The organism is Protaetiibacter mangrovi, from assembly GCF_024752305.1.
Taxonomy (GTDB): Bacteria; Actinomycetota; Actinomycetes; order Actinomycetales; family Microbacteriaceae; genus Homoserinibacter; species Homoserinibacter mangrovi.
This window is the reverse complement of record NZ_JANTHX010000009.1, coordinates 22866-31863: the sequence shown is the minus strand read 5'-3', so window position 1 is coordinate 31863 and position 8998 is coordinate 22866. Positions and strand designations below refer to the sequence as shown.

The following is an 8998-nucleotide window of genomic DNA, read 5'->3' as shown; positions in this document are numbered from 1 at the left end:
AGTCCCCGCAGCACGCGTTCACAACCTCACGAGGAACTACATCTAGGCCTCAGCAGCTGTCGGCGAAGACGCGGCGCGGATGCTCGGGATCGGTGTCGTCGATGATGGCGATCGCCGCCTCGCGCGGGCGCGCGTCGCGCTCGTACAGCTCCTGCGCCCCCGTGTAGCGCGCCGCCTGCTCCGAACCCGGCTGGATGCCGTCGCGCCGGAGCATCCGCTCCGCCCGGACGTCGGCATCCGCCTCGACCCAGATCGAGTAGTTCCAGACACCGCGCAGCTCCGGCCGGTTGAGGAACACCCCGTCGACGATGAGGAACATGTCCGCCGGCCCCGTGCGCCACTTCGGCTCCACGGGCGCGTCGCGCACGTAGTCGAACGCCTCGGTGACGAACGCCGTCGACCCGCCGAGACGGAACGGCTCGATGAGCACCCGGCGGAACACGTCGTACTGGAACGAGTCGCGGTAGCAGCCCTCGGCAGAGAGACGGCCCTGCCGGTAGCGGTGCTCGGCGGGGGCGTGGAAGCCGTCGACGGATGCGCGCACGGCGGCGAGACCCCGCCGCTCGAACTCGCGGGCGAGGTCGTCGGCGAGCATCGTCTTGCCGGATGCGTCCGGCCCGTCGACGCCGATCGTGATGCGTCCGCGCCGGTAGTTGCCGAGGATCTCGTCGACGGTCGCGGCGATCACATCGCGCCGCTCGGGAGCCCATCGCGCCATGCCGCCAGCCTACGCCGCGGCCCGCCTACGCTGAGGGGGTGGGAGCGGATGCGGCGATCGGCGAGCGGGTCGCGGCGTGGTTCGCCTCCGGCCACCGACCCCTCCCCTGGCGTGCGCCGGGTTACCCCGCCTGGGGCGTGCTGGTGTCGGAGTTCATGCTGCAGCAGACCCCTGTCGCGCGTGTGATCCCGCGCCTGGCGGAGTGGCTCGCGCGCTGGCCCGCGCCGGCCGACCTCGCCGCGGTGCCCGCCGGCGAGGCGGTGCGCGCCTGGGACCGGCTCGGCTACCCGCGGCGCGCGCTCAACCTGCACGCCGCATCCGTCGCGATCACCGAGCGGCACGGCGGGATCGTGCCCTCCGACGTGGATGCGCTGCTCGCGCTGCCGGGCGTCGGCCCGTACACGGCGCGCGCCGTGGCGGCCTTCGCCTACGGCATCCGGGTTCCGGTGGTCGACGTGAACGTGCGGCGGGTGCTCGCGCGCGCGGTCCGCGGAGTCGGCGAACCGGGACCCGCACGCACGAACGAGGAGCTCGCGGTCATGGAGACGCTCCTGCCCGCCGACCCCGAGCGGGCGCGCCTCGCGAACGCGGGTGTCATGGAGCTCGGGCAGACGGTCTGCACCGCGCGCACCCCGGACTGCGCGCGCTGCCCCCTCGTCGACCACTGCGCCTGGAGGGATGCGGGGTACCCCGCCTACACCGGGCCGGCCGCCCCCCGCCAGAAGCCCTACGCCGGCTCCGATCGCGAGGTGCGCGGACGCATCCTGCGGGAGCTCCGCGCCAGCGAGCTCCCCGTGCCCGCCGCCCGCATCGCGGGGCTCTGGCCCGACGACGCGCAGCGCGACCGGTCGCTCGCGGGCCTGCTCGCCGACGGCCTGGTCGAGGCGGCGGGCGACGGCTACGCGCTCCCCTCCTCCTGATCCGCAGCGGAGGTCGGCGGAACGCGGCACACTGTTCGCATGCCGGAGCTGCCCGAGGTGCAGGCGCTCGCCGCCGATCTGGACGCGCGGCTGCGCGGTCGCACGATCTCGCGGCTGCAGGTGCTCGCGTTCCCGGCGCTCAAGACCTACGACCCGGCGGTCGAGTCGCTGGCGGGCGAGCGGATCGCCGGGGTCCTGCGGCACGGCAAGTTCGTCGACATCGCGTGCGACGGCGGCCTGCATCTCGTGATGCACCTGGCACGCGCCGGATGGGTCCGCTGGCGGGCCGGCGAGCCGAAGACCTCGGGCCGCCCCGGATCCGGTCCGCTCGCCGCACGCCTGGTGCTCGACGACGGCTCGGGGTTCGACGTGACCGAGGCGGGCACGAAGAAGAGCCTCGCCCTGTACATGGTCCGCGATCCGTCGGAGGTTCCCGGGATCGCGCGGCTCGGGCCGGATCCGCTCGACGCCGCCTTCACGCTCGAGCGTTTCCGCGGCATCCTGCGGGCAGCGGGGCGCGCCCAGCTGAAAGGGGTGCTCCGCGACCAGTCGGTGATCGCGGGCATCGGCAACGCCTACTCCGACGAGATCCTCCACCTCGCCCGGATGTCGCCGTACAAGCCGGCGGCGATGGACGACGACGACTCCGCGGCGCTGTACGCGGCGCTGCGCACGACCCTCGCCGAGGCCGTCGCGCGGGCCGACGGCGTCTCGGCGTCCGAGTTGAAGGCCGAGAAGAAGACCCACCTGCGCGTGCACGGGCGCTTCGGCGAACCGTGCCCGGTGTGCGGCACGCGGATCGAGCAGGTGATCTTCGCCGACCGCACCTTCCAGTACTGCCCCGGGTGCCAGACCGGCGGAAGGAAGCTGAGCGATCGGGTGCTCGACCGCCTGCTCAGATGAGGTCCGCGAGCAGCTCCAGGGTGCGGTCCCGACCGACGGCGCGATCCGACGGCTCGCCCTCGCGCGATCCCGCCCCCGGCGACACCATCACCTCGTCCACGCCGAAGGTCGCGGCGAGCCCCCGGATGGCGGCCGCTGCCGTCGCGGCGTCGCCGATCACCCAGCGCTCGCGCATCAGCTCGACGACGTGCCGGGACGGCGCGTCGAGCTCCTCACGCTCGGCCGCTTCGACCGTGTCGAGCACGCGCAGCGGCGTGCCGGTGCGCAGCCGGGCCATGTTCTGGAGGGCGGGCAGGGCGCGCGCCTCCGCCTCCTCGACGGTGTCGGCGACCACGGCGTTGAGGGTGAGGAAGGTGCGCGGCGCCTGGAGGGTGGCGGAGGGCTGGAACTCGCGCCGGTAGATCTCGAGCGCCGCCGCGGTGCCCTCCCCCGAGAAGTGGTGTGCGAACACGTACGGCAGCCCGAGCTTCGCCGCGAGATGCGCCGAGTAGTCGGACGAGCCGAGCAGCCACAGCTCGGGGACGCCCGCCGCCGCGGGGGTCGCGCGCACCTCGTAGTCGCGCAACCCCTCCCGGGTGTTGACCGTCACCGTCGCGCCCTCCCCCGCGAGGGCGCGGATGTCGCCCAGGTGCTCCTCGAAGCGGTCGACCTCGCTCGTGGGGCCGCTCGCGCGCAGCAACGCCGAGATCACGGGGTCGGAGCCGGGGGCGCGCCCGATCCCGAGGTCGATGCGGCCGGGGGCGAGCGCCTCGAGCGCCGCGAACTGCTCCGCGACCACGAGCGGCGCGTGGTTCGGCAGCATGACCCCGCCCGACCCGACCCGGATGCGGTCCGTGCGGACGGCCGCCGCGGCGATGAGCACCGGCGGGGCCGTCGACGCGACGGCGGGCATGTTGTGGTGCTCCGCGAACCAGTAGCGGGTGTAGCCGAGCTCGTCGGCGCGGCGGGCGAGCGCGAGCGACGCGGAGACCGCCTCCGCCGAGCTCTGGCCGGTTCGGACGGGGACGAGGTCGAGGACGGAGAGCGCGAGGGTCACCCGAGGGTCAACGCATCGTCGCGCTCGGGGATTCCGTGTCAGTCCTCCTCGTCGTCGAGCTCCCGGGGCTTGACGTACGGGTCCTCGTCGCCGGCGTACTGGGCACCCGAGGCGAGCACCGCCGCCTCGCGGTCGCGCTCGGCGGCCTCGCGCAGCAGCGCGTCGATCGCGGCCGCGTTCTCGGGGATCGCGTCGGCGATGAACTCGAGGCTCGGTGTGAGCCGCAGGTTGAGGTTGCGCCCGACCTCGGTGCGGAGCATGCCGGTGGCGGCCTTGAGCGCCGCCGCCGAATCCGCGCGCTCCTCGTCGGTGCCGTACACGGTGTAGAAGACGCTCGCGTGCTGCAGGTCGCCCGTGACCCGCACATCCGTGATCGTCACGAATCCGAGGCGCGGGTCGCGGATGCCGCGCTCCAGACGCTGCGCGATGATCTCGCGGATCCGATCGGCGACCTTGGCCGCCCGGGGGTTCTCACCCATTCTTCTCTCCTCGCCTCTCGATGAGGTGGCCGCGAGCGCGGCCCAATCGAATACTCAGCCGGTGAAGGGGGTCGGATGTCCCTTCCGAGTCAATCGGGGAAGGGGCCCCCGCTCTTGACTCGGAAGGGACATCCGTCCCCCGTAGCCGGCGTCGAGTGGAAGGTCAGCCGCGCGGCTTCTCGACCAGCTCGATCGTCTCGATCTCGTCGCCGATCTGGATGTCGTTGAACTTGCCGAGACCGATACCGGCCTCGAAGTCCGTCTTGACCTCCGTGACGTCGTCCTTGAAGCGACGCAGCGACTCGATCGCGAGGTTGTCGCCCACCACGACGCCGTCGCGGATGACCCGCGCCTTGGCGTTGCGGGTGATGGTGCCGCTGCGCACGAGCACACCGGCGATGTTGCCGAACTTCGAGGAGCGGAACACCTCGCGGATCTCGGCGACACCCGACTGCACCTCTTCGTACTCCGGCTTGAGCATCCCCTTGAGCGACGACTCGATGTCGTCGAGCGCGGAGTAGATCACGGAGTAGAAGCGCACGTCGATGCCCTCGCGGGCGGCGCGCTCGCGGGCCTTGACATCCGGGCGGACGTTGAAGCCGATGACGATCGCGTTGTCGATCGTCGCCAGGTCGATGTCCGACTCGGTGATCGCACCAACACCGCGGTGCAGGATGCGCAGCTGAACCGAGTCGTCGACCTCGATCTTGAGCAGCGACTCCTCGAGCGCCTCGACGGCACCGGAGACGTCACCCTTGATGATGAGGTTGAGCGAGTCGACCTTGCCCTCTTCGAGCGCGCGGGTGAAGTCCTCGAGGCTGATGCGCTTGCGGGCCTTGGCCAGCTGTGCGTTGCGCTCGACGGCTTCGCGCTTCTCGGCGATCTGACGGGCCGTGCGGTCCTCCTCGGTGACGAGGAAGGTGTCGCCCGCGCGCGGCACGGTCGACAGTCCCTGCACCTGCACGGGGCGCGACGGCCAGGCCTCCTCGACCGGGTCGCCGTTCTCGTCGTGCATGGCGCGCACGCGGCCGTAGGCGGTACCCGCGACGATCGCGTCGCCGACGCGCAGCGTTCCCGACTGGATGAGCACGGTCGCGACCGCACCGCGTCCCTTGTCGAGCTTCGCCTCGATGGCGACACCGCGCGCGTCCTTGTTGGGGTTGGCGCGCAGGTCGAGTCCGGCGTCGGCGGTGAGCAGCACCGCGTCGAGCAGCTCGGTGATGCCGAGGTTGTTCAGGGCCGAGACGTCGATGAACATCGTCTCGCCGCCGTACTCCTCGGCCACCAGGCCGAACTCGGTGAGCTGCTGGCGCACCTTGGCGGGGTTCGCCCCCTCCTTGTCGATCTTGTTGACCGCGACCACGATCGGCACGTTGGCCGCCTGGGCGTGGTTCAGCGCCTCGACCGTCTGCGGCATGATGCCGTCGTCGGCCGCGACCACGAGGATCGCGATGTCGGTCACCTGCGCACCGCGGGCGCGCATGGCGGTGAACGCCTCGTGACCCGGGGTGTCGATGAAGGTGATGGCGCGCTCCAGCCCATCGTGCTCGGTCCACACCTGGTAGGCGCCGATGTGCTGGGTGATGCCGCCGGCCTCGCCGGCGACGACGTTGGCCTTGCGGATCGCGTCGAGCAGCTTCGTCTTACCGTGGTCGACGTGGCCCATGACGGTCACGACCGGCGGGCGGATCTCGAGGTCGGAGTCGTCCTCGTCCTCGAGCTCCTGCTCGAGGTCGAGCCCGAAGCCCTCGAGGAGCTCCTTGTCCTCGTCTTCGGGGCTCACGATCTGGATCTTGTAGCCGAGCTCGTCGCCGAGCACCTCGAAGGTGGCCTCGTCGAGCGACTCGGTCGCGGTCGCCATCTCGCCGAGGTGGAACAGCGCCGTCACGAGCGCGCCGGGCTGCACCGAGAAGCCGGTGAGGGTCTCGAGCTTGTCGGCCAGGTCGCTGATCGACGCGCCGCGGCGCAGGCGGATGACGCGGCTGCCGTCGCCGCGGGGGATGCTGACGCCGCCGAGCTGCGGGGCCTCCCGCATCTCGAATTCGGCGCGCTTCGTGCGCTTCGACTTGCGGGCCCGCGACTTGCCGCCGCCCTTGCCGAAGGCGCCCGCGGTGCCACCGCCGGGGCCGCGGCCGCGACCGCCACCGCCACCGGGACGACCGGCGTAGCCGCCGCCCGGGGCACCGCCGCCGGGACGCTGGAATCCGCCGCCGGCACCACCCGGGCGACCGGGGCCGCCGGGACGCTGCTGGAACGGCGCGCCGCCGGGGCGCGGGGCACCGGGTCGCGGGGCACCCGGACGCGGGGCACCGGGACGCGGGGCCGCGGGACGCGGGATGGCGCCGCCGCCGGGACGCGGCATGCCCTGGGTCGAGGAGAAGGGGTTGTTGCCCGGGCGCGGGGCACCGGGGCGCTGCATGCCCTGGCTGGGCGCGTAGGGGTTGTTACCCGGACGCGGGGCACCCGGACGCGGCGCTCCGCCGGCGGCGGGGCGCGGCGCGGCGGGAGCCGCCGGGGTCGCGGGCGCGCCCGACGTCGGCGCGGCCGGTGCGGCGGGCGCCGCCGGCTCCGCGGCGGCGGGCGCCTCGGGCGTCTCGGCGGGGGCCGGCGCCGGCGCCGGCTTGGCTGCGGCGGGCTTCGGCGCCGGACGCGCTGCCGGCTTCGGTGCGGCGGCGGGCGCCGCGACGCCGTCGGCCTCGAGCGCCGCCTTGAGGCGACGCGCGACCGGCGGTGCGATGGAGGAGGACGCGCTCTTCACGAACTCGCCCATGTCCTTGAGCTTCTCAAGGGCGATCTTGCTGTCGATGCCGAGTTCGTTCGCGATCTCGTGCACGCGGGGGTTGGCCACAATTCTCCTGTCTGGGTTCCGCTCCCGGACAGGAGCGGACGTTATCGGTGGAGGGGTCTCATTTCGAGCCGCTCATCAGTTGTCCATATGCCGTTCAGCCTGTTCTTCAGGGTCTGGATAGAGATTCGTCAGTTCGCCCGTCTCGAGCGGGCCGTCGTGGCGGAGCGCGCGCCCGAAAGCGCGTCTCCGGATGGCCGACGCGACGCATCCGGGATCCGGATGGACCCAGGCGCCGCGTCCCGGGAGCTCGGCCGCGGTATCGACCGCGACCCGCCCATCGCGCGCGACGACCCTCACGAGTGAGGTTCGGGGAGCACGCTGCCGGCAACCCAGGCAGGTTCTGACGGATTCCATCCTACCCCCTCCCCTCGCCTGAATCCGGCCGTAGACATGTCTCCGACCCTCCGGACACCGGTACGCGGGTGTCCATCAGGTCGCAGACATGTCTAGGACTCCATCACCGAGTCGGGCTGGATGTCGATGCGGGCGCCCGTGAGCTTGGCCGCGAGGCGGGCGTTCTGGCCCTCCTTGCCGATCGCGAGCGACAGCTGGTAGTCGGGGACGAGGGCGCGCACCGCCTTGAGGGTCTGGTCGACGACGAACGCGCTCGTGACCTTCGCGGGGCTCAGCGCGCTCGCCACGAAGGTCGGCAGGTCGTCCGACCAGTCGACGATGTCGATCTTCTCGTCGTTGAGCTCGCTCGTGACCGCCCGCACCCGCGCCCCGAGCTCGCCGATGCACGCGCCCTTCGCGTTGATGCCGGGCTGGGTGGCGCGCACCGCGATCTTGGTGCGGTGGCCGGCCTCGCGGGCGAGCGACGCGATCTCGACGGCCCCCGAGGCGATCTCCGGCACCTCGAGCGCGAAGAGCTTGCGCACGAGTCCGGGATGCGTGCGGCTCACCGTGATCGACGGCCCCTTGAGCCCCTTCGCGACGCTCGTGACGTAGACGCGGATGCGGCTGCCGTGCGCGTAGTCCTCGCCCGGCACCTGCTCCTCGGGCGGGAGGATCGCCTCGACGGTGCCGAGGTCGATGTGCACCATCCGCGGGTTCGGGCCCTGCTGGATGACGCCGGCGACGATGTCGCCCTCCTTGCCGCGGAACTCGCCGAGCACCTTGTCGTCGCCGATGTCGCGCAGGCGCTGGTTGATGACCTGCTTCGCGGCGAAGGCCGCGATGCGGCCGAAGTCGTCGGGGCTGTCGACGGCCTCGCCGATCACCTCGCCGTCGTCGTCGTGCTCGGGCAGGTAGATGGCGACGTGACCGCTCTTGCGGTCGAGCTCGGCGCGGGCGCCCGACTCGGGCGCCTTGCCGGTGTGCTTGAGGTAGGCCGTGAGGATCGCCTGCTCGATGATCTGAACCAGTTCGTCGAAGGGGATCTCGCGTTCGCGCTCCATGAGCCGCAGCACGGCGAGGTCGATGTCCACGTCAGCCTCCGATATTCAGATCTCGTGCACCCCGCATCCCGGGTGCGACCGTCCACTCTACCGGAGCGATCCGAGAGGATGCAGCCCGTTCCGCGGCGACGTCCGACGGCCGCGGAACGTTGGGAGGCGGGCGCTCCCGGATGTTCGCCAGACTGGGCGCATGCCCGACGCGCGCGCCGAGTTCGACGACGTCTACCGACGCCACCTGCCCGCGGTGAGCGCCTACCTCGCCCGCCGCGTCGACCGTGCGGACGTCGAGGATCTCGCCGCCGACACCTTCGCCGTCGCCTGGCGCAAGCGCGCCTCGGTGACCCCGGGCGAGGAGCTGCCCTGGCTGTACCGGATCGCCTCCTACCAGGTGGCGAACCACCGGCGTCGGGTCGCGGTACGCGCCCACGCGCTCGCCCTGTTCTCCGCACCGGACGCCGCACCGGCGGCCGACGCGCTGCTCGAGCGCGACCCCGAGCTCGCGCGCGCCTGGCGCGCGCTCCCCGGCGCGCAGCGCGAGGTGCTCGCGCTCGTGGTGCTCGACGGGCTGGGCGTCGGCGAGGCCGCCATCGCGCTCGGCGTCTCGGCGAACGCGGCCAGCATCCGGCTGCACCGCGCCAAGAAGGCGCTGGCCGATGCGCTCGCGCGTGAAAGATCCGCTCCCCCGACGACATAGACA

General features: G+C 72.5%; 9 protein-coding genes. 3 read left to right on the top strand and 6 right to left on the bottom strand.

Annotated elements, in window-relative coordinates; genetic code table 11:
* Positions 1-49: 49 nt before the first annotated feature.
* On the bottom strand, positions 50-718 hold the full coding sequence (locus tag NUH29_RS14470; RefSeq protein ID WP_258799973.1) for a nucleoside/nucleotide kinase family protein: 669 nt from the start codon (positions 716-718) through the stop codon (positions 50-52).
* Positions 719-756: 38 nt separating this feature from the next.
* Between NUH29_RS14470 and NUH29_RS14465 the strand changes: the two genes are divergently transcribed.
* Positions 757-1638, top strand: coding sequence for an iron-sulfur binding domain-containing protein (locus NUH29_RS14465; protein WP_258799972.1), 882 nt, complete (start codon positions 757-759; stop codon positions 1636-1638).
* Between the two features lie 39 nt (positions 1639-1677).
* Positions 1678-2541, top strand: coding sequence for an Fpg/Nei family DNA glycosylase (locus tag NUH29_RS14460; protein ID WP_258799971.1), 864 nt, complete (start codon positions 1678-1680; stop codon positions 2539-2541).
* Here the strand turns inward: NUH29_RS14460 and NUH29_RS14455 are convergent.
* The 5 genes from NUH29_RS14455 to nusA form a co-directional block, all read right to left on the bottom strand.
* The gene (locus tag NUH29_RS14455; RefSeq protein ID WP_258799970.1) at positions 2534-3577 is read right to left on the bottom strand and encodes an LLM class flavin-dependent oxidoreductase; all 1044 of its coding nucleotides are present in this window, start codon (positions 3575-3577) and stop codon (positions 2534-2536) included. The two genes, NUH29_RS14460 and NUH29_RS14455, sit on opposite strands and share 8 nt — an antisense overlap.
* 38 nt (positions 3578-3615) lie before the next feature.
* Positions 3616-4056: a 30S ribosome-binding factor RbfA gene (gene rbfA, locus NUH29_RS14450; RefSeq protein WP_258799969.1), complete on the bottom strand. Its 441-nt coding sequence runs from the start codon at positions 4054-4056 to the stop codon at positions 3616-3618.
* A gap of 163 nt (positions 4057-4219) precedes the next feature.
* Positions 4220-6904, bottom strand: a complete 2685-nt coding sequence (gene infB / locus NUH29_RS14445; RefSeq protein ID WP_258799968.1) for a translation initiation factor IF-2 — start codon at positions 6902-6904, stop codon at positions 4220-4222.
* Between the two features lie 75 nt (positions 6905-6979).
* Positions 6980-7258 (bottom strand): YlxR family protein, encoded by a 279-nt coding sequence (locus NUH29_RS14440; RefSeq protein WP_258799966.1) that lies wholly within the window; start codon positions 7256-7258, stop codon positions 6980-6982.
* A 92-nt stretch (positions 7259-7350) separates the two neighbouring features.
* A complete protein-coding gene (gene nusA / locus NUH29_RS14435; protein ID WP_258799964.1) occupies positions 7351-8331 on the bottom strand; it encodes a transcription termination factor NusA in 981 nt (326 codons plus the stop codon).
* A 160-nt stretch (positions 8332-8491) separates the two neighbouring features.
* Here nusA and NUH29_RS14430 point away from each other — a divergent pair, with 160 nt between their 5' ends.
* Positions 8492-8995, top strand: a complete 504-nt coding sequence (locus tag NUH29_RS14430; protein ID WP_258799963.1) for an RNA polymerase sigma factor — start codon at positions 8492-8494, stop codon at positions 8993-8995.
* Positions 8996-8998: the final 3 nt, after the last annotated feature.

Bases quoted from the DNA above. Each gene is read 5' to 3' on its own strand.
- NUH29_RS14430 (WP_258799963.1), top strand. From the start codon at position 8,492: ATGCCCGACGCGCGCGCCGAGTTCGACGACGTCTACCGACGCCACCTG.
- NUH29_RS14470 (WP_258799973.1), bottom strand. From the start codon at position 718: ATGGCGCGATGGGCTCCCGAGCGGCGCGATGTGATCGCCGCGACCGTC.
- rbfA (WP_258799969.1), bottom strand. From the start codon at position 4,056: ATGGGTGAGAACCCCCGGGCGGCCAAGGTCGCCGATCGGATCCGCGAG.
- NUH29_RS14440 (WP_258799966.1), bottom strand. From the start codon at position 7,258: ATGGAATCCGTCAGAACCTGCCTGGGTTGCCGGCAGCGTGCTCCCCGA.
- NUH29_RS14460 (WP_258799971.1), top strand. From the start codon at position 1,678: ATGCCGGAGCTGCCCGAGGTGCAGGCGCTCGCCGCCGATCTGGACGCG.